This window comes from Sphingobacteriales bacterium, assembly GCA_016699615.1.
Lineage (GTDB): Bacteria > Bacteroidota > Bacteroidia > Chitinophagales > JADIYW01 > JADJSS01.
Genome location: CP064984.1, coordinates 491,587 through 510,654 on the forward strand (window position 1 = coordinate 491,587; position 19,068 = coordinate 510,654).

At 30.7% G+C, this 19,068-nt stretch carries 22 protein-coding genes; 8 read left to right on the top strand and 14 right to left on the bottom strand.

The window, feature by feature from the left end; genetic code table 11:
• Positions 1–112: 112 nt before the first annotated feature.
• Positions 113–541 carry a hypothetical protein gene (locus tag IPK18_02395; protein QQR98400.1) on the top strand — a complete coding sequence of 143 codons (429 nt, stop codon included), beginning with the start codon at positions 113–115 and terminating at the stop codon, positions 539–541.
• Positions 542–1,431: 890 nt separating this feature from the next.
• Here the strand turns inward: IPK18_02395 and IPK18_02400 are convergent.
• Positions 1,432–2,235 carry a hypothetical protein gene (locus IPK18_02400; protein QQR98401.1) on the bottom strand — a complete coding sequence of 268 codons (804 nt, stop codon included), beginning with the start codon at positions 2,233–2,235 and terminating at the stop codon, positions 1,432–1,434.
• A 95-nt stretch (positions 2,236–2,330) separates the two neighbouring features.
• Between IPK18_02400 and IPK18_02405 the strand changes: the two genes are divergently transcribed.
• Positions 2,331–2,822, top strand: coding sequence for a thermonuclease family protein (locus tag IPK18_02405; GenBank protein ID QQR98402.1), 492 nt, complete (start codon positions 2,331–2,333; stop codon positions 2,820–2,822).
• 121 nt (positions 2,823–2,943) lie between these two features.
• Here IPK18_02405 and IPK18_02410 read toward each other — a convergent pair whose 3' ends face one another.
• The 3 genes from IPK18_02410 to IPK18_02420 form a co-directional block, all read right to left on the bottom strand.
• Positions 2,944–3,660: a hypothetical protein gene (locus tag IPK18_02410; protein QQR98403.1), complete on the bottom strand. Its 717-nt coding sequence runs from the start codon at positions 3,658–3,660 to the stop codon at positions 2,944–2,946.
• A gap of 164 nt (positions 3,661–3,824) precedes the next feature.
• Entirely contained in the window at positions 3,825–4,103 is a 279-nt protein-coding gene (locus IPK18_02415) for a hypothetical protein (protein ID QQR98404.1), read from the bottom strand.
• On the bottom strand, positions 4,081–5,052 hold the full coding sequence (locus IPK18_02420; GenBank protein ID QQR98405.1) for a zeta toxin family protein: 972 nt from the start codon (positions 5,050–5,052) through the stop codon (positions 4,081–4,083). The genes IPK18_02415 and IPK18_02420 overlap by 23 nt, the downstream gene beginning before the upstream one ends.
• A gap of 1,224 nt (positions 5,053–6,276) precedes the next feature.
• Between IPK18_02420 and IPK18_02425 the strand changes: the two genes are divergently transcribed.
• Both IPK18_02425 and IPK18_02430 read left to right on the top strand, forming a co-directional pair.
• Entirely contained in the window at positions 6,277–6,534 is a 258-nt protein-coding gene (locus IPK18_02425; GenBank protein ID QQR98406.1) for a transposase, read from the top strand.
• Between the two features lie 382 nt (positions 6,535–6,916).
• Positions 6,917–7,402, top strand: a complete 486-nt coding sequence (locus IPK18_02430) for a hypothetical protein (GenBank protein ID QQR98407.1) — start codon at positions 6,917–6,919, stop codon at positions 7,400–7,402.
• Between the two features lie 79 nt (positions 7,403–7,481).
• On the opposite strand, the gene IPK18_02435 is transcribed toward IPK18_02430, so the two are convergent.
• The 6 genes from IPK18_02435 to IPK18_02460 form a co-directional block, all read right to left on the bottom strand.
• Positions 7,482–8,039: a hypothetical protein gene (locus tag IPK18_02435; protein QQR98408.1), complete on the bottom strand. Its 558-nt coding sequence runs from the start codon at positions 8,037–8,039 to the stop codon at positions 7,482–7,484.
• 468 nt (positions 8,040–8,507) lie between these two features.
• Complete coding sequence (locus tag IPK18_02440) at positions 8,508–8,900, bottom strand: hypothetical protein (protein ID QQR98409.1); 393 nt, start codon at positions 8,898–8,900, stop codon at positions 8,508–8,510.
• A gap of 94 nt (positions 8,901–8,994) precedes the next feature.
• Entirely contained in the window at positions 8,995–9,444 is a 450-nt protein-coding gene (locus IPK18_02445) for a hypothetical protein (protein QQR98410.1), read from the bottom strand.
• Between the two features lie 528 nt (positions 9,445–9,972).
• Positions 9,973–10,422 (bottom strand): hypothetical protein, encoded by a 450-nt coding sequence (locus IPK18_02450; GenBank protein QQR98411.1) that lies wholly within the window; start codon positions 10,420–10,422, stop codon positions 9,973–9,975.
• Positions 10,423–10,594: 172 nt separating this feature from the next.
• Positions 10,595–10,921: a multidrug efflux SMR transporter gene (locus IPK18_02455; GenBank protein QQR98412.1), complete on the bottom strand. Its 327-nt coding sequence runs from the start codon at positions 10,919–10,921 to the stop codon at positions 10,595–10,597.
• A 572-nt stretch (positions 10,922–11,493) separates the two neighbouring features.
• Complete coding sequence (locus IPK18_02460; GenBank protein QQR98413.1) at positions 11,494–12,384, bottom strand: 3-hydroxybutyryl-CoA dehydrogenase; 891 nt, start codon at positions 12,382–12,384, stop codon at positions 11,494–11,496.
• A gap of 36 nt (positions 12,385–12,420) precedes the next feature.
• Here IPK18_02460 and IPK18_02465 point away from each other — a divergent pair, with 36 nt between their 5' ends.
• From IPK18_02465 to IPK18_02480, 4 genes are read left to right on the top strand one after another with little or no spacing between them, the layout of a single operon-like run.
• On the top strand, positions 12,421–13,185 hold the full coding sequence (locus IPK18_02465; GenBank protein ID QQR98414.1) for a hypothetical protein: 765 nt from the start codon (positions 12,421–12,423) through the stop codon (positions 13,183–13,185).
• Positions 13,109–13,669 (top strand): alpha-galactosidase, encoded by a 561-nt coding sequence (locus IPK18_02470; protein ID QQR98415.1) that lies wholly within the window; start codon positions 13,109–13,111, stop codon positions 13,667–13,669. The genes IPK18_02465 and IPK18_02470 overlap by 77 nt, the downstream gene beginning before the upstream one ends.
• Positions 13,670–13,697: 28 nt before the next feature.
• Positions 13,698–14,444: a hypothetical protein gene (locus tag IPK18_02475; GenBank protein ID QQR98416.1), complete on the top strand. Its 747-nt coding sequence runs from the start codon at positions 13,698–13,700 to the stop codon at positions 14,442–14,444.
• Complete coding sequence (locus tag IPK18_02480) at positions 14,441–15,562, top strand: tetratricopeptide repeat protein (protein QQR98417.1); 1,122 nt, start codon at positions 14,441–14,443, stop codon at positions 15,560–15,562. The genes IPK18_02475 and IPK18_02480 overlap by 4 nt, the downstream gene beginning before the upstream one ends.
• A gap of 15 nt (positions 15,563–15,577) precedes the next feature.
• Here IPK18_02480 and IPK18_02485 read toward each other — a convergent pair whose 3' ends face one another.
• The 4 genes from IPK18_02485 to IPK18_02500 form a co-directional block, all read right to left on the bottom strand.
• Positions 15,578–16,030: a heme-binding domain-containing protein gene (locus IPK18_02485; GenBank protein ID QQR98418.1), complete on the bottom strand. Its 453-nt coding sequence runs from the start codon at positions 16,028–16,030 to the stop codon at positions 15,578–15,580.
• 8 nt (positions 16,031–16,038) lie between these two features.
• Positions 16,039–17,025, bottom strand: a complete 987-nt coding sequence (locus tag IPK18_02490; GenBank protein QQR98419.1) for a hypothetical protein — start codon at positions 17,023–17,025, stop codon at positions 16,039–16,041.
• A 59-nt stretch (positions 17,026–17,084) separates the two neighbouring features.
• A complete protein-coding gene (locus IPK18_02495) occupies positions 17,085–17,966 on the bottom strand; it encodes a DUF4349 domain-containing protein (protein ID QQR98420.1) in 882 nt (293 codons plus the stop codon).
• Positions 17,967–18,043: 77 nt separating this feature from the next.
• The gene (locus tag IPK18_02500; protein QQR98421.1) at positions 18,044–19,036 is read right to left on the bottom strand and encodes a sodium:calcium antiporter; all 993 of its coding nucleotides are present in this window, start codon (positions 19,034–19,036) and stop codon (positions 18,044–18,046) included.
• Positions 19,037–19,068: the final 32 nt, after the last annotated feature.

Below are 19,068 nucleotides of genomic sequence, written 5' to 3' on the forward strand. Positions count from 1 at the left end.
CACCACCTCTTTGAATGCTTTCTTTTTTTTCTGTTTTTTTCTTTGTAAAAATATTTGTTGGTTTTCGCCACAGCAAGGAACAAAGCAGGTAACAATTAAAGCAATGTTTCGTATGCAATCAGTAAAAATTTACACATTCAATCCAAAAAATCAAGTAAATGAATTTGACATTTACGCACTATGCAAAGGCTTAAATAGTGGCAAACCACTTGAAAAGCCTTGCCCTAATTGTTTTGTCTTAGCTTGTAAAAATCAAGCAGAAAAAGACTTTTACACTACCTTACTTTTCGGCTTATGGAAAGTAAAGCATTTCTACCCTTATCATACAGGGTCAGTAATTCCATTTATAAGAATATCCGACTTTAAGCAAGTGGTAAAAGAACAGGCAAACCGAGTAAGCATAAAGCCACAAGATTTCATTGAAGATGTACACAAATTCAGGCTCATAGAACGAAAGCAAAAACAGATTTACGAACAAATGGCATTGCTAAACGATGTAAAAAGAGCCTTGATATATAGGCATTTCCACAGCAAACGGTAGCAGTGGGCTGAAAGTGCCGATTACTGCCATAAAAAAAATATAAATATGCAAAAGTAGCAAGGGTGGCAACGCACAAAGCCAACCAAAAAAAACCAAAAGACTACGGCATAATGCAAAAAAAATAGTTGCAAGGCAAAGCCAAATTTGCACCTATTTTTTTGCACCCTTCGGGACTTATTCCGTTTCCTTTTGGTTTTTTTATCACCCTTGCTGAGAAAAGCATATTAAATTTTTTTTATTATGTCAGTACAGCACATTTCACAGTCAGCCACCCTTCCAGCAGTTTGCAGTTGTGGTGCCCCTCATTTAGGGTCTTTAGTTCCAGTTAGCCGTTATGCCTTTCAGCGTAGGGTTCGTAGGCGTTTTTTCTCTTGGTGTCCTTCTATGGGTTGCCGTGTCTATTCATTGGCTTGTGGTTGCTCTCTTTGGGTTTATTCCACAGGTCAGCGTTTCGTTTCGTCTTTGCCCTTTTAGGGCATTGACGATTTTTTGAAACTCTCTACATTTTCGGATAACTGAATTTGTAGAGCATACCGACCTAATCCCCACAGCTTGACGACTTCACAAAGTCCAACAAGTCTAATCAGTCTAACTATTTATTGACTTGACTATATTTAGACTATGACCCAAGTCCAACACAAACCAATACTTATATTATCTATACTACTTAGACTATTTAGACTACTTAGACCACGATATTAAATTTGATTTAATTGCTATTTGAAAGCAATATAAAGCACACATAAGCCCTATATATTTAACCCACCTACACAAATTTGAGAAATAGGATGCAAGGCATTACAGGGCATTGTATTTGAAAGCTATGGCAAGGCCATAAAACAAAAAACCCCACCAACAAGGGCAGGGCTTTCTGAAGCAGTAGAAAGATGTTAGAATACTGTATCGCAACGAAGTGCATTACCTTGAGCAAATAGGTAATAATTACCACCTACTTGTTGGTAAAACTCAATACCTATGCAGTTCAATACACTAACTGTTGCAGTCATTGTAGGAGTACCAGGCAAATTTGTTGTTACATTGGTTGCAGGTGTAGTAGCATTCAAAGGCAAATAAGCTGAGTAGCTAATATCACTCAATGAATTTAGTGTTGGATCTGTTGGCTCATAACTGCTTGTAGCAGGGTTATAAACCCAATCAGAAATTCCTACAATTGCATTAACCAATCTAAAGTGAGTAGCACCAGCAGGGGCGTTAATCAAATTAGCAGGGTTAAATGCCGGTACTGTAAAAGTTGCACTATCTCTTGCAGTTGTATTTGTAAGAGTGTACGGAGCATTGAAAATACCTGCCAAGCTCACATTGATATTGAAATTGATACCAGCTATCAAACTTTGATAAGCTGAAATTTCAATACTTCTTTGACCTCTTGGGTTTGCAGTATCTTCTAAATTGATTTGCTTCATTAAAGCAGTAAGGCGACCAGTCAAACGACTATCACTCATTTGTTTAATGATTTGCGACAAGCCTACACGAACTGCCTTACCTGCCGAAGCACACCCACCGAACTCACTCATATTTTCACGAGTTCTTTCAAATGCACTGTCATTGTAAATTTGTTCTGCTGTAGGACCACCTACAAGTCCTGCATAGTCGCCTTGCAGTCCTTTGATTTTGAAATGTCTTACCCCACCCATTGAGCCAGAGTATCTTAATAGACCTGTTTGTTTTGCCATTTTTATTAAATTTTTAAGCGTTAAACATTAAATTATTACGATACAAAAATAACGCTAACTTTGTAAATATTTAATACATAAATAGTTGATAATCAATGCAAAACAACGCAAAAGCACCGATAATAGTAGAAACTCATTTAGTCATTACAGAAGTGATAGACGGAGACAGTATAAAAGTGGCTTCAATCTTTAATAAAGATGAAAAAGAAATACGACTTTATGGGATAGACTGCCCAGAAAATAAGTACAACAGAAAAATGGTAGAAGATGAAAAGAAACTACATACACCAGCCGAGTTTCTTTTAGGTTTAGGACAACAAGCTCATAAATTCGTTTTAAGCGTTGCACCAGTCGGAATGAGTATAACTCTACAAATTGAAAAAGGAAACGAATTAGACCACTATAAACGCCATTTAGCCTATGTTATTCTACCTGATGGCAGTTGCTTAAATGAAATTATAGTAGCCAAAGGATATGCAAGAGCAACAGGCGATTACTTTTGTGAGGAATTACCCAAATATCAAGCCTTACAGCTTAGAGCAATGCAGAATAAACAAGGACTTTACAAGTATATTTCAAGGTTATAGGGTAGGTATAAAATGTTGTACTTATGTTGTACTAAATTGAGTTTTACAACTGTAAACCCTTTATTTATAGGGTATTCCGTAGCTATTTACGATAAACCAATGTTGGTGGCATTTTTTTTGTTCAACGGGTTAAGTGTCTGTTTACCACGTCCCTTGTCGCAAATATAACCATAATTGCTTGGTCTCTTGAAGGTATTGGTATTTTTTCGTTGTAGTGTACTGCTGTATTCCTACTTTTTGAAATTATATCTGCTACGCTGTTCAAACTTGGGTCAAGATATTGCGTTGATATGTTGTTCCTAATTGCTTTTATCATATTGCCTATCATTCTAATATTTGTCGTGTCAATTCCGTTGCTTTGCAACACGTCTGTCAAGCAAATTTCAAGTATCTTACCACACAAAGTTATGGTAGCAATATAACAATCATTCTGAAAGCAAATCGCAATTTCTTCAAGGCTTCTTATAAAATCGTCTTTGTAGTTGGCTCTAATCTGTTGTTGTTTGCAAGTTTCTATCAAATCATAGACTGATTTTGAAACTTCGTTAATTGGTTTCTCAAAAAGACTTTCCAATGTTTTTTCAAGCAAAATATTATCTTTTCCACAAGCAAGCCCTTCTTTTGAAAGCCCAAAACCTATCCACATTCCACCATTTTTACCGAAAATTGGTTGTGCGTCCTTAACAAGTCCAGTAAGAGATAATTTTTCAATATGTGCCGTTACTGGTGCAACTCCCGCATCTTTCAAAATTACGCTTTCACTTGGGTCTGTCAAGTCGCCATTCTTTTCAGTTCCCAATCTGATTATCTCTTTGGCTATGTCAAGGTTGAGTTTCATTTAGTTTTTTGTTTTTTAAAATTGCCACCAACGTGCGGCGGATTTCTGAAGGCGTGGTTGTCCAAACTTCAGTTTATTAGGATTAGGAATGATTGATATTATACTAACTTTTATTAGAACACTGTCAGCCACGCTTTTAGAAATACGACAGTTAGGTGCAGTTTTTATTTATTTTTACTTCCTCCATATACTTTTGCAAACGATTCAGATTCGTTTCGTTCTTCTGAAAATAATGAAGAGGCAAACATTCCTAATAAAACTCCTGCTGACCCTAAAAATAAACCTCCTATAAGTACATCTGCAATGTCAAAGTCATCATTAGAAGTTCTTCTATGACTTCTACCAGCAGTTTTTTTTGCAACTGCTTTTCGTTTTACTTGACCTTTTCTATTTGAATGACCAATTGGATTATTATCTTTTTTATATGCTCCCTGTTTTGCCATATTTACCTGCTATTTTATTTAAAGGACTATTTTGAGTAAGTTCTAGTATATTGTATTTATTGCCTTCTTCTACATTTGTGTCAATGATTGCAAAAGAATCAAAATATTTGTTGAATTGAGGAAAGTTTTTCAAACGATAATATGTCAACTGGCATTCATTGCAATATGTGTCAAAAATTCTACCAAGTGGAATATATCTATCTGTTTTTAAAAATCTTTGTAATGCTCTAACTGTTGCTACTTTTCTATCTAAGTTTATTAAAACTAAATGAACTTTATATTTCCACTTTTCATTTAAAATAACTGCAATGTCATATATGTCAGCCAAGTCGGCACCTATTCTTGGCAAAACAATATTGTTTTTAGCGTCACAACATTGTTCAATTAAAGGCTTAAACCCCATACTATGCGAAGTTTCATTGCCAAATACAATTACCGACGATTCTTTATGAACGTGATAAGCGCCTAAATATTTTTCTGACTTAAATTCAGGAAGCTTACGTTTTGCATAATCCGAATCAATTATAAGTGATCCTGTTAAATCTGCTATTGCATTTGATAATCCAGATTTTCCAGACGCTGGTAATCCTATAATAATAACAGCTTCTTTTTTATTTTTCAAATTTGAACTTGGTAATGCACCTCCTTTTCCAAGCTTGATTTTTTCATCGTCATCAAGTCTCTTTAAGGTCAGTAATTCTTTATTTATTTTATCTCTTAGTTTCCAACGCAATTTTTCTTCTCTATATTTTGCATCTCTTACATCTTCTGAATGAAAGGTATTGTTTTTATACTGTCCCTTTTTTTCATAAGTGTCTATTAGGTTTTCAATTTGATTAATTTTACTAACTACATTTTCATTGAACTTGTCAAAACCTAAAGTTTTTGACAAAAATTGTTCAATTAATCCCTTATCATTTAAAGGTCTTGAAATGTTTTTATTACTCATTTTCTAATTTCGCTCGTCATCTAAAATTGCACCTAACATGCGGCGGATTTGCGAAGTTACGAACTGCAAACGAAGTTTGCAAGTGAAGTAATTTTGCAAATCCGTTGATGTGTTGAAGGTCGAGCGTAGCGAGCCTAAACGCATCAACGGATGTAATCCAGCCACGATGTGCAAAAGGCGAAGCGTAGCGAAGACTTTTGCACATCACACAAATATACGCAATAAATGGAGTTGCGTATATTTTTTTGTTAAAAATATTTTTTCCTTATAATCTTCTTATTATCAATATTCTATATTAAATATGTTTTTGCGTATTTTAAATGGGTTCAATACTATTGTATAAAATCATAGGCTCGCCTAGCTAAACTATAGGCAACTCTTCTAACTTGACAGGGTTGCTTAGCTAAACCATAGGCAACCCTGCTAACTTGACAGGGTTGCTTAGCTAAACCGTAGGCAACCCTGCAAAACTGACAGGGTTGCTTTGCCCAAGTGTAGGCGCTCCTACCTAATTTGTAGGCAACCCTAGCTAAACCATAGGCAACTCTGCTAACTTGACAGGGTTGCTTAGCTAAATCGTAGGCAACCCTGCAAAACTGACAGGGTTGCTTTGCCCAAGTGTAGGCGCTCCTTGCCTATTCCTAATTTTACTTGACATATTTTTTGTTTATGCTTTGTTTTTCTGTCTTTGTTTTTGCTTATTCTTATTTTTGTATTACAGGACGCTTTATTTTTTACTTACTTTCTTTGTCTTGATACAAGAGTGTAATACTTACTTTTTTTCTTGATAAAAAAAGTAACAAAAAAAATCAAGTTCAAGCTGAGGCACTTTGCCACGCTCTTGGCTTCAGCTTGAAAAATCTTACTTCTTTAAATCATCTTGTTGGTTTTGTTTGTGCTTGTTTAGTGTTGGTATTACAACATAAATATCTTGCTGTATCTTTTTTTGCACGATGATTTCAGCCGTTTCAATTTTTCTTCGCCGCGTGCTAACGCTTGAACGTTCTTTATGCAAAACTTTCTTTACGCTCGACGTTTATTTTCTTAACGCTATTTTTCTGATGCCAATTTCTTTTTCTTATATCAGAATATAATTTCAGGCGTTTCGATTTTTCTTCGCCGCGTGCTGACGCTTGAACGTTTTTTTACCTTATTGTAATTTATTTTAGATTGCTTCTTTTCGTTCGCAATGACGCAACTTTTTAATGCTATTTTTCTAATTCTATGATAGAGGCAACTAATAAGCAATTAAAATATAGGTTCTTATATCATAAAACAATTACTTCTTTTGATGATTTAAAAATCTATATGCAAAGTGCAGTGCAAGATTATAATAACAGACCTTACCATGCATTGGGTGGACAAACGCCTTTAGAAGTTTTAGCTGGCAGTACTACCAATTATAAAATTTTAAAAGCTGATAGCATAAATGCAAGAACAGTACGCAAGCAATATAACCAACAACAATGTTGTATAGCTTAGATGCTGAATTGAAGCTATATTTTATAGCAAACAAATTAATAAATTTAAACTATTTATTTTAACCACGAAGTACGCAAGGTTGGCACTGAAATAAGACAAATAAATTAGCGCATACCAATAATTTTATACAACAAAAAATACTAACATATAAATACTTGGTTTTTATTTATGTACGGATAACCGAACACTTTATAACATAAAAGCTGTAAAGGTTGCTGTGCTGTTTTACAAATACTTATGTTTTTTGTTGTTGGTAGGCACACGCTTGTTGCCTACGCCCCATACCAACAACGGCGAGAGAGTTGTGTAATCACTGTTTAAATGGTATTTTTATGATGTTTAAAAAATGGACATTTCGTTTTAAAAAATTGTACATTTCGTTTTGCCGATTATAATAGAACCTAAAGAAGAATTTAATAAAATAAATGATTATAGAGAAAAATATTTAAAACCTTTTATTAAAACTTGGGAACAAGCTGAAAAGATTATTAATGTTAATTATTCTAAATCAAATTTGATAGCAGATTTAAAAGATATGTCAAAAACAGTTTCTCTTGCAGGAAACACACCAACAACTTCTACAAACGGAAATATCCCCATAAAGGATATGGATAGAGCTAAATCAATTATAGATAAAGCAAAAGGAGATACAAAAAAAGAAATTCAATATACAACAGCTATGGCAAATTCAACAATAGATAAATCTAAATTACAATTTAGAGGAGATGCAATGAAAAAATTAGGTAAAGATAATTTAGCAAAAATATTTTATAATAAATTAAATGAATCTAAAATAAATAAAGTATCTGATTTAATTAAGTTAATAGAATCAAAGACAGGAAAAAAAATTGTTTTAAAAAATGTATAACTTTTTTATAATAAAGTTTGATAATTTTAATAACCAATAGAAGCAGAAATTTTATTTTCAAGATTTAAAAATATTTATTTTAATAAGTATATCTACTATCTAAAGTAGAATAATATTGACCATCTATTAAATAATCTGTATTAGCAGCCAATAGAATTTTACATTCTATTTTATTTGTATTTTTTATATGCCTTATCATAAAGCCACTATTATCATAACTAAGGTCACGAATTTCTTTGCTATAAATGTCATATGAGGTATATACTTTATAAAAGTATTTTGTTTCATATGAGTTTTCTTCTTTTCTTAAATATTCAAATTCTAATTCTCTTTCTTTACCTGACCAATCTTTAGCCAAAATTAACCCAGGAATTTTAACAGAATATTTATTAAGGTCATTTACTTTTTTAAAAACTAATTGTCCTTGATATCTTATATCTCTAATATATGTTGAACCTGAAAAAATACCTTGATTTTCAAAAAAAGTTAATTCATTAACTACTTTTTTTTCTGGTGAAGTATCAATTATAGTTGTAGTATCATCAACAATTGGGTTATTTGGTGTTACATTTTCGTTTTTTGAACATGATATTAATAAGAATGTCATTAATAATATCATAAAATTTAATATCTTCATTTTTTTTTATAATATAAATATACAATAAAAAGTACAAAAAAACAAGTTTTTTGATAGTATTTTTTATTAATTTACTTATTTTATTTAAAATTAAGCTATAAAAACAAGATATTATAATACTCTGCCTTTGTTGGTTTTTAACCAACAAACTACAAATTCTTCATAAACTTCATTCAACTAATATAATATTTATTTTTTGGATTTATTACAAATATGCGCATTTACTTTCTTTGTCTTGATGGAATTGTTTAATGTCATTGCCTTGAAAAAGGCAATCTCCTAATTCTAAGTAATAATGAGATTACCACTTTCGTGGTAATGACAATTACGCTTCTGTATGATAAAAACTTTATCTTCTTACGCTATTTTTTTAATGCTTTTTCCTATTTATACTGCGAGACAAAAAAGCACTGAATATTTTATGTCTGGTTGGCAATCGAATGATAACAACTATTTCATGCGAAGGTTCTAATCCAGAGATATAAAGGTTACAGGTAAAACAAAATGAATATATTCTGAGCAAGGCTCAATTCCTTTTAATTCGTTTAGTAAATTTATTGCATATACATAGAACTCTTTCTTCTGTATTTTAGATATATTATTAGATTCAATTTGTTTAATACGTGTGTTAATCACATTGCCTTTTGTGTCAAAAACGAACTTAACATGAATTTTTAGAATCCCAGTTATTTCTAATGAATCATATTCTGCATTTATTATATTTTCTCTTTCTATTATTTTAGAAATAACATTTTGTACTTCAATTATTGTTTTTTCACAATTAGTCTGTGTAAAATTATATTTTGAAATAAAAAAAAATATGAAGAATAGTATTAATTTAATAGAATATCTAATGCTCATGCTTTATTAATTTCAGAAAGTTTTTTTTAATTCACTGTCAAAATCATTACGAATATATGAAAATACGCAAATTATTTTATTTCTTACAAAGTCTTTAAAACAAATATTTTGTTGTTCCAATTACTAACAAAAAGGTACAGCCTATTTCTACTATGATTAATGAAAGCATAAATATGCTTAGTAAATAACTTGGCAATGTATATTGTGCCATCTTGTGTGGTGTTCTAAATTGATTGGTGGTATCTTTTAATAATCCATGAAAAATATAACTCATTACTGATAGTGCAAAAAAGAGAATATTGCCACTTACTAAAAAACAGTTTACATCTTCTGATAATACAGTAAACTTAGCTAATACTGCCAAAATTAAACATGCTGGTGCATATAGCAATGATGCTCTGTGTGCAATATCTACATAGTAGTGTGCTCTAGAATTTTGTGATTGTCGTATTTCCCAATATTTCCACGCTCCTGTTATCATTCCTATTAATAAAAATATTCCACTTGATAGAATGCCTATTTTACTTCCTATTGCTAATTCCATTCTTCTAAATTAGTATTTATTTTTCGTAAATAATTTTATTTACTTACTTTTCCTTGATGAAATATGTGTATTTACTTTCTTTGTCTTGATACTTACTTTTTTTCTTGATAAAATGTGTCTATTTACTTTCTTTGTCTTGATACAAAGAAAGTAACAAAGAAAGATCAAGTTCAAGCTGAGGCACTTTGCCACGCTCTTGGCTTCAGCTCGAAAAATCTTACTTCTTTAAATCATCTTGTTGGTTTTGTTTGTGCTTTTATGTTGTTTGAATTATAACATAAATATCTTGCTGTATCTCTTTTTGCACGATGATTTCAGCCGTTTCAATTTTTCTTCGCCGCGTGCTAACGCTTGAACGTTCTTTATGCAAAACTTTCTTTACGCTCGACGTTTATTTTCTTAACGCTATTTTTCTAATGCTGCGGCAGTTGACAGTCAGCTGAGTGATGACGATTGAACGCATGGCGGTCGACGGTCGACTGTTGACAGTTGACAGTCAGCCATGGATTGACGTTTTTCTTACTTGGCTTAAAACAAATATTTTGTTGTTCCAATTACTAACAAAAAGGTACAGCCTATTTCTACTATGATTAATGATAGCATAAATATGCTTAGTAAATAACTTGGCAATGTATATTGTGCCATCTTGTGTGGTGTTCTAAATTGATTGGTGGTATCTTTTAATAATCCATGAAAAACATAACTCATTACTGCTAGTGCAAAGAAGAGAATATTGCCACTTACCAAAATACAACTTACAACTTCTGACAATACAGTGAACTTGGCTAATACTGCCAAAATTAAACATGCTGGTGCATATAGCAATGATGCTCTGTGTGCAATATATACATAGTAGTGTGCTCTAGAGTTTTGTGATTGTCGTATTTCCCAATATTTCCACGCGCCTGTTATCATTCCAATTAATAAAAATATTCCACTTGATAGAATGCCTATTTTACTTCCTATTGCTAATTCCATTCTTCTAAATTAGTACTTATTTTTCGTATTAGTTTGAAATGTTGTGTTTCTTTTTTTGATATATATCTTGTACATACTTTCTTAGTCCTAATAAATAGAAAGTATCAAAGAAAAAATCAAGGCTTACGAAAAATACGCTAAGAACAATTGTCTTCACTATAAGTTCTTATATTTAGTGTGAGATTGCTTTTAGCCCGATAATAGAGCAAATTAATGTTATAAGAAAAAGTATTCGCAAAAATGTTGCAGGTTCTTTAAATACAAAAATACCTACTAATACAGTTCCTACTGCTCCAATTCCAGTCCATACTGCATAAGCAGTACCTATTGGCAATGTTTGCGTTGCTTTGATTAATAGTCCCATGCTAATTGTAAGTGCGCAAAGAAAACCTAGATACCAAATATACATTTCGTTTCCTGTTGTACTTTTTGCTTTTCCTAAACAGAAAGCAAAGAGTACTTCAAATAAACCAGCTATAACTAATACAATCCAATTCATTTTTTATGTGCTACAAAGGTATGTCTTTTTATCTGCTTTGAATTATATTTTTATTGAAATATTGCTTTTGTTTTACTTTCATTTCCTAGATATACATGTGTATTTATTTTCTTTTTCTTGATAAAAAAGTAATAAAAAAATCAAGGCTTACGAAAAATGACGTTTATTCTTTCTCTTACTTTTTACTTGATAAAATTGTTTGATATCATTGCCTTGAAAAATGCAATCTCATATTTCTAAGTGCTTATGAGATTACCACTTTCGTGGTAATGACAATAACACTTCTGTATGATAAAAACTTTATTTTCTTAACGCTATTTTTCTGATGCCGATATTTATTTCTCTTTAGATTATGATTTCAGTCGTTTTGATTTTTCTTCGACACGTGCTGACATTTGAACGTTTATATTTTGTTGCTTTTTGGATTGCTTCACTTCGTTCGCAATGACGCAACTTTTTTATGCTATTTTTCTGATGCCATGACAGTTGTCTGTCGACAGTTGACAGTCAGTCATGGAAAGACGCTTGAACGCATGGCAGTTGTCAGTCGACTGTCGGCGGTCGACAAATTCTTATTTGAATTTATTGCTGACTGTTAGTTCTTTGCTTCCTAAAGTGTAGGTGTAAAATCCTTCGCCTGTTTTTATGCCTAGTTTCTTTGCTGTTACCATATTTACTAATAATGGACATGGTGCATATTTTGGATTGCCAAAGCCATCATACAATACATTGAGTATAGACAAGCATACATCTAAGCCTATGAAATCTGCTAGTTGCAATGGTCCCATTGGATGTGCCATTCCTAGTTTCATAATATTATCTATTTCTGAAACTCCTGCTACGCCTTCGTGCAAAGTATAAATTGCTTCGTTAATCATTGGCATCAAAATTCTATTGGCTACAAAGCCTGGATAATCATTGGCTGCAATTGGAATTTTCTGTAATTGCTTAGTAAGTTCAACAATCGTTGCTGTTGTTTCTTCGCTTGTATCATATCCATTTATTATTTCTACCAATTTCATTACTGGCACTGGATTCATAAAATGCATACCAATAACTTTTGGTGCTCTATTGGTAGCTGCTGCTATTCTTGTAATTGAAATAGATGATGTATTGCTAGCTAAAATTGTATTGGATTGGCATATTGCATCTAGTTCTTTAAATATTTTTTCTTTGATTTGAAAATTTTCTGATGCTGCTTCAATTACTATATCACTGTCTTTGGCTGCTGAAAGTGTAGTAGCTGTTGCAATATTACTAAGTGTCTTTTGTTTATCATCTTCTGTAATGATGTTTTTTTGTACTTGTCTATCTAAGTTTTTTGAGATATTGGCAATTGCTTTTTCTAATGCTACATCACTTACATCTATTAAATTTACTTTGTAGCCATATTGTGCGCATACATGGGCAATGCCATTTCCCATAGTTCCTGCTCCTATTACACTTATATTTTGTACTGTCATGTTTTTTATATTATTTTTGACAAAGATACAAAATAAATGAATGTCTTAAAATTCAAGAAGTTTAAGTTAAGCTATACCATTAATGGTGCATCTAAGCATATTGAGCATAGCAAATTTGACACATTTATTAATGAAGATTTAAGTATTGAGTTTTTAGTAGAACAAGATGAGGCAAGTAACAACAATATTTACAAATCTATTATTAATCCAAAACATACTATTACCTTAATTAATTTTGAAATTCTTACTGAGCTTAACTACGCTGATACTTTTGGTGTTTATTGTAATGGTTTTCAATCGTGGACAGAAAGTAAAATATTTTATAAAGATGACACGGTATTGCCTGCACGCAAGTTTTTGAAAGGTATTGCTTATACTTATGGTGATTATAATTTTGCAAACTATACTAAAAAATCTGGTGATGTACATAGTTGGTCGTACACTTATATTAAACTAGAAAAAAATAAAATACAATTATTAGCATCATTAGATGAATCTAAAGCTTATACTTGTTTCTACCATTCGTACAAGCACAATCAACTTATTGTACAAAAAGATTGTGCTGGAATGCAGATTGACAGTAAGACAAATATCTTAGATTTAATAATAATTGAAGACCGTGAAGCATTTGCATTTGAGCAACTTCAATTGCATAATACAAAAGAAAACACAAAAGCATTGCCTGCAATTGGCTGGACTAGTTGGTACAATTATTATACTAAAATTGACGAAAAAATCATTCTCAAAAACTTACATAATTTTACTGATAAAAAATATTCCGATAGAAATATTTCAGATTGATGATGGTTGGCAAAATGCAGTTGGCGATTGGCTGAATGTGAAACCAAAATTTACTAATGGCATGAAGTTTTTAGCTGATACAATTAAAGCAAAAAACATTTTGGCTGGTTTGTGGTTAGCACCTTTTGCATGCGAAAAAAACTCATTTATCTATAAAGAAAAACAAGAATGGATATTAAAAGATGAGCATGGTAAACTTGTAAAAATTGGTTATAATCCATTGTGGAGTGGTTGGTTTTATGCTTTAGATTTTTTTAATGCTGATGTGAAAAATTATATACAAAAAGTATTGGCAACAATTTTAGAAGAATGGAATTTTGATTTGGTAAAAGTAGATTTTATGTATGGTGCTGCATCAATTCCACAACATGGAAAATCGAGAAGTGAAGTGATGCATTTGATGATGGAATTTTTAAGAGCTTGTGTTGGCGACAAAAAATTCTTGGTCAGACGTTCCACTTTCTCGTCACGCACACAACACTGATTACTGTAGAATTGGGCCAGATATACATTTGAATTGGGAATTTAAATTACTCAAACATCTTGGTGCAAGAGAACGTTTGAGTACTTACAATGCCATTCAAAATACTATATCCAGAAGACATTTGAATAAAGTTGGATTTATTAATGATCCTGATGTATTTATTTTAAGAAAAGAGAATAATAAGCTAAATGATGATGAGCAATATTGTTTATTATTAGCCAATGTATTATTTGGTGATTTGTTGTTTAACTCTGATGATATAAGTACTTATAATGCTGAAAAACTATTTTTGTATCAATCTATTTTTCCGTTGGTGCGCAAAAACAATATTATTGTACAACAAGAAAAAGATTTTTTTCAAGTAAATTTTAGCATCAAAGACAATTACTATTTGGCATTGTTTAATTTGACAAACGCTGATAAAATATATAAACTATCTAATTCTTTGTTTTATGACAATAGAACTCAAAAATATTACAAAGGCAATAAAAACATTACTGTAAAAAAAAGAAGTGCTTTATGCTTACTAAAAATTAGCTCAACGCCATTTGCATTGTTGGGTAGCAAAGGACATATTTTTAGTGGCACAGAAATTGAGCAGATTTATATTAGCAATAATATTTTAGAGATAGAATGGAATAAATCTGTTATTAATCCAATAACTGTTTGGTATAGAGTTCCAAAAAACTATGATATAGAAATTAGTAGCAACTCAAAAATTGAAGAAAAAACTGAAGATGATGATTATATTACTTATAAAATTTCTCCTAATTGATAAATAAATTATACATATTAATATTCTTTACACTAATATTTACAACTACACATGCTGAAGAACATGCATTTTTGCAATTAGGAAAAATGTATTATCAACAAAGAAATTACAATAAAGCTTTAGAGCAATTTTCAAAATACACTAAAGAATTTAGTAAAGATGCAGAAGGTTTTTATTGGCGTGGCATTACCTATATTCAACTCAATGAAGGTTTGTTTGCACAAGGAAACTTGGAAGAAGCACTAAAGCTAAATAATAAAATGGACAAAGCTTATAATGCATTAGGTCATTTATACAATACTAGAGGTGAATATCAAAAGGCAATACACTACCTCAACAAGGCAATTGAAATAAATGATAAAAATGCAGAAGCATTTAATAATCGTGGCATGAGCTACTATAATTTAGATAATTTTTTATCTGCCAGAAAAGATTTTTCTACAGCAATAAGTTTGGATAGTACGTTTGCTATTGCTTACAACAATCGTGGTTCTGCAACTTATAGCCATCAAGATATTGCTGAAGCTACCAAACAAGACTTGCTCAATGCTGAAGCTGATTTCGTTAAATCTATTTATTATGATAATAACAATCCATTAGCATATAGAAATTTGGCTTATGTTAGATATTATTTAGAAAAATATACAGAAGCATTTTTTGACATCAATAGAACTTTAGATTTATCACCAAACGATGCATTTTCTTATCGGATTTCTGGGCTAATTTATGCTAAAGTTGGCAAAACAAATGAGGCAATTGTCGCTTATAATAAAGCCATTGAGCTAAAAAATTATTATGCTGATTTTTATTTTGAGCGTGGTGTTTGCTTAATGAATAATAAACAATATGTTGATGCTGAAGCAGATTTTAAACAAACAATTATCATTGATAAAGAACAGAACTTAAAAGGCAAAGCATATTACTATTTAGCACAGAATGCTGCGTATCAAGATAATTTGAATGAATGCTTGTCTTATCTAAAATTGGCTAATAAGCAAAAATTATTTTTGAAAAATAGTTTCTTGGTAGACTTTAATAAAAATGAAGTCTTTAAGAAATATCAAAATGAAGCAACGTTTACAGAACTTGCTACTTTAATAAAATATGGAAAGAAATAAATTATTTTTTTTAGCTTAATGTTCGCGTTCTGAATGTTCGTGCTGTGCTCCTTCTGGTGCATTTATTTTTGCTTGAGTTGCCCAATCGGTAATAGATTTTTTCTGTGTATCACTTAGCTTTGCATCTCTATGAATAATTGTATAAGAAAACAAAGGCATCTCATTCTCTTCGATAACTTCTATAATTTCTTCATAATCTTTTTTAGATAATGTTTCATCGAAATTTAGATGTCTTTTACCATTTTCAATATGTTTGTTGAGCCACCAAGCTACTGGTTGAATATTGCTGTACCATGGATAGATTGTGTTATTGCTATGACAATCGTAGCACGCAACTTTCAAGTCTTTTAAAACATTATCTGGAATTTGGTTAATATTTGTTTGTTCTGTGTTTATATTTTTTTGTGGTCTTACAAATTGTATTGCAAGCAAAACTATTGCTAAAATTATTAATATTTTCTTTTTCATATTTAATATTATAATGTATTATAAAATCTAGACAATCTATGTTCTATTCTTTCTTTCAAAAATCCTGATTTTTGCATTGATACAATAATTGGCACAACTGATTCTTCTGCTTCTTTAAGAATTACTTTTTTGTCTATGCCATTATCTTCCAAAATATCTGCAATAGATTTTTTTCCATCATACTCAAAGAAATGATCAATAATAAAATGTGTTAATTCTTTTACAGCATCTGCTGCAATCAAATCTTTTGCTACGTTTTCGCCACCTTCTACTATTCTTACAATATGTGATGTTTTTACATTTTTTGCTAAGTCTTTTATTTTAATATCTTCGGCTTTGTTCCAAATATTTTTTGCTATCATTTTCAGTTTAGCATCACTCAATCTTTCTTTCAAATTCTCTTCACTATCTTCTAATGCTTTGGATAAATTAGTAGAGATAAATTTTTTGATATTTTTGTCGATATTGTCTTGCACGCCTGAAAGTGCAGCACCTACTAAGCTTTTACCTAGATTAAAAATAGAACCACCAACAGTTTCATTTGTTGGTCCACTTTCAGCCATAAATGATTTGATACCATCATACAATGTATCAGCTAGCATTTCGCCATAAAATGGATTTCTAACTATTTTTTCAATAATATCTTCTCTTACTTCTTTCTGTTCGATAATGTAGTCTGCAACTTTAAAATAAGTTTCTTTTGTAATAAAATCAGACAAGTTGTGTTTGCTCTTTAATGCCAATTGATGTATGGCTTCTCCAAGGTCAATTAAATATTCTCTTTGGTGTTTGGTAAGTGTTCTATCTTTTAAATTTCTTTCTAAAAAATCTTTTACTTTTTCTGCTGAAGAAATATCATTCAGCGTTGTACTTTCCATCCATTTCCAAGCTGCATCTACTTCTTCTTTAATATTTGATTTTAAATTTTTACCATCAAATTGCTCTAATTCAAATGCTACATGAGCATCATATATTTTTTTTATATCTGCTTTCATTAAAATTTATTTTCTTTACAAGTTAAGTTATTTTTTTGAATATACATTAAAGATAGAATTTATTTTCTTTGGTTAATTTTTAATCTGCGTCTTTTTATAATTAAATAAATTAGTGCAAAAATAAACAAGCATAATGGCCACAATCGTACCATGCCCAAAATAAAATACAATATTCCATTCCAACCTTCAACAAAGCTTTTTCCTAGCTTACCAAAGAAGCCAACTGGCGCAGATGTTGTTTCATAAAATTCAATATTTATTGTAGATAATGTAGTTTGATGGTTGAGCATTTTCATTCTACCTTCGGCAATTTCAATTTCTAATCTTACTTGATTGAGTTGAGCTTCAACATTCAATATTTCCTCAACATTTCTTGCATGCTTTAGAATCTCAATATATCTTTGTTCTAATTCTTTTTTAGTTTTAATTCTTGTTGCAACATCAACATATTCTTCAGTTACATCCAAAACTTTAATGCTTTTTCTATCAAATTTATTTACATCATTCGATAATGAGTTTATGAAAGCATCAAAATCTTTTGCTGGAACTTTTACAGTCATCTTATTAGAAATTGTATAATCATCTTTGTATTGATTGTCATCAGCAATATAAGCATCAAACTTTTTTGATAGTTGAATAATACTTTGATGTGTCTTGTTGATGTTATTAGCTTCCCAAACTAAATCTGCTTCTTTTATTAATTTGCGTTCAGTTGAAATTGTATTTTCTTGACTAGATTCGGAAACATCACTGCTTTGTTTGGAATTGGGTGGTGCTTCAACAGTAGCATCTACAACTTCTTCGACAACTTCTTCAACTGTTTCTGGAATGCTTACATCCGTAATTTCTAAGGTCACTTCTTTTTCTTTCGATGACTTACATCCTGTTATTATAATTATATTAATAAATATAATTATAAAAAATAAATAGTATTTTTTCATTTTGCTAATTTGATTGGTTATATAAATAGCGTTAAAAACAAAAAATTATTTAAGTAAATATTGTTAAATAATATTAATTATCTAACAAATAGATAAATAACATAGGCAAGAAATAGAATGAATAAAATTTGACATTTCCATTTATTTAAAGATAGTTTTCTGCCAAGTGCAAAAAGAAACATCAATATTACATTAGTTATGATTACTAAAAATAAATCGAAATTAAATTTTGGATTAAATACTATTGGTTGTATTATGGCACAGATACCAAATATTGCCAATACGTATAAAATATTGGTGCCTAATAAGGTACTAAATTCAAATTTAGTTTGATTGGTTTTAAAGTTTTTTGTCCACCAAAACATCACAATAGAACCACCAACAGAAAGCACAAATTGACCTAAAAATCGTTGTGAGATATCATATTTTCTTGACAAATCTATCAGATTATCTACACACAGAATTGCGCCAGCATATAATGCAAGTATTCCTACTATAAAAAGTATTATAGAAAAAAATATATTGTAGTATTGAATTTCACTTGTATCGCCTCTAAACCAAATATTGTGATTCTTCTTTGCATTAAAATAGCCATAAGTCATAAAAATAATAAAGAAAACTAGCATAATAATTCCATCTATTTTTGAAAGAATATATGCGTTATCATATGATACTAAATTAACTGCATTATTACTTAATATATATACCAAGACAATACTTAGTATAGAAAATGGAATTCCAATAAGCAAAGTATACCTATTCACTCTTATTACTCTAGAAAATCCAACAAAACTTACAATTCCTAATAAGTTCACTAAATTAGAACCAATGATATTGCCTACAAGCAAATCGTTATAGCCATTCATTGCTGCAATAATATTTGTAAATACTTTTGGAAGTGTTGTGCCAAATGCTACAATTGTAAATCCAATAGCAGATTCTGGTACTTTTAGTCTTCTTGCAATTGATGATGCACCATCAATCAACATACCTGCGCCTCTATTTAATAAAAAGAAGCCTATAAGTAACAATGGAATATTTAATACTAATGTTTGGTGCTTAAAGAACATAAACATTCCAAAGATAAGTAAATCAAATAATA

Coding starts and splice junctions, on each gene's coding strand:
- IPK18_02420 (QQR98405.1), bottom strand. CDS start 5,052: ATGAGTAATAAAAACATTTCAAGACCTTTAAATGATAAGGGATTAATT.
- IPK18_02410 (QQR98403.1), bottom strand. CDS start 3,660: ATGAAACTCAACCTTGACATAGCCAAAGAGATAATCAGATTGGGAACT.
- IPK18_02415 (QQR98404.1), bottom strand. CDS start 4,103: ATGGCAAAACAGGGAGCATATAAAAAAGATAATAATCCAATTGGTCAT.
- IPK18_02440 (QQR98409.1), bottom strand. CDS start 8,900: ATGAGCATTAGATATTCTATTAAATTAATACTATTCTTCATATTTTTT.
- IPK18_02500 (QQR98421.1), bottom strand. CDS start 19,036: ATGTTCTTTAAGCACCAAACATTAGTATTAAATATTCCATTGTTACTT.
- IPK18_02405 (QQR98402.1), top strand. CDS start 2,331: ATGCAAAACAACGCAAAAGCACCGATAATAGTAGAAACTCATTTAGTC.
- IPK18_02435 (QQR98408.1), bottom strand. CDS start 8,039: ATGAAGATATTAAATTTTATGATATTATTAATGACATTCTTATTAATA.
- IPK18_02485 (QQR98418.1), bottom strand. CDS start 16,030: ATGAAAAAGAAAATATTAATAATTTTAGCAATAGTTTTGCTTGCAATA.
- IPK18_02425 (QQR98406.1), top strand. CDS start 6,277: ATGATAGAGGCAACTAATAAGCAATTAAAATATAGGTTCTTATATCAT.
- IPK18_02450 (QQR98411.1), bottom strand. CDS start 10,422: ATGGAATTAGCAATAGGAAGTAAAATAGGCATTCTATCAAGTGGAATA.
- IPK18_02455 (QQR98412.1), bottom strand. CDS start 10,921: ATGAATTGGATTGTATTAGTTATAGCTGGTTTATTTGAAGTACTCTTT.
- IPK18_02400 (QQR98401.1), bottom strand. CDS start 2,235: ATGGCAAAACAAACAGGTCTATTAAGATACTCTGGCTCAATGGGTGGG.
- IPK18_02460 (QQR98413.1), bottom strand. CDS start 12,384: ATGACAGTACAAAATATAAGTGTAATAGGAGCAGGAACTATGGGAAAT.
- IPK18_02495 (QQR98420.1), bottom strand. CDS start 17,966: ATGAAAAAATACTATTTATTTTTTATAATTATATTTATTAATATAATT.
- IPK18_02395 (QQR98400.1), top strand. CDS start 113: ATGCAATCAGTAAAAATTTACACATTCAATCCAAAAAATCAAGTAAAT.
- IPK18_02490 (QQR98419.1), bottom strand. CDS start 17,025: ATGAAAGCAGATATAAAAAAAATATATGATGCTCATGTAGCATTTGAA.
- IPK18_02465 (QQR98414.1), top strand. CDS start 12,421: ATGAATGTCTTAAAATTCAAGAAGTTTAAGTTAAGCTATACCATTAAT.
- IPK18_02445 (QQR98410.1), bottom strand. CDS start 9,444: ATGGAATTAGCAATAGGAAGTAAAATAGGCATTCTATCAAGTGGAATA.